At 68.5% G+C, this 511-nt stretch carries 1 protein-coding gene; it reads left to right on the top strand.

Features of this window, described 5'->3' with window-relative positions; translation table 11 throughout:
• Nucleotides 1-511, top strand: a 511-nt coding sequence (locus tag BKY26_RS13630) for a biotin/lipoyl-containing protein (RefSeq protein ID WP_321184870.1), incomplete at both ends; no start/stop codon positions are given.

Here is a 511-nt window from a genome sequence, read left to right as displayed (position 1 = left end):
CCACCCTGGGCGAAAGTGTGACCGAGGCAACGGTCGCCACCTGGTTCAAGAAGCCCGGCGACGCCGTCGCGGTGGATGAGATGCTGTGCGAGCTGGAAACCGACAAGGTGACCGTCGAGGTGCCCTCGCCCGCCGCTGGCACCCTGGCCGAGATCGTGGCCGCCGAAGGCGAAACCGTGGGGGTTGATGCGCTGCTGGCCACGCTGTCGGCTGGTGAAGGCGCGGCACCCGCCCCCGCCGCCGAAGCAGCCCCTGCCGCCGCACCCGCATCATCTGGTGGCGAGGCCGTTGATGTCATGGTCCCCACGCTCGGGGAAAGCGTGACCGAGGCCACCGTCTCGACCTGGTTCAAGCAGGTGGGCGACACAGTCGCGCAGGACGAAATGCTGTGCGAGCTGGAAACCGACAAAGTGTCGGTCGAGGTGCCCGCCCCGGCCTCCGGCGTGCTGTCGGAAATCGTCGCGCCGGAAGGAACCACCGTCAACGCATCGGCCAAGCTGGCCGTGATCGG

The sequence above is a fragment of the Nioella sediminis genome (assembly GCF_001879695.1).
Lineage (GTDB): Bacteria > Pseudomonadota > Alphaproteobacteria > Rhodobacterales > Rhodobacteraceae > Nioella > Nioella sediminis.
This window is presented reverse-complemented; position numbering and strand designations above follow the sequence as displayed.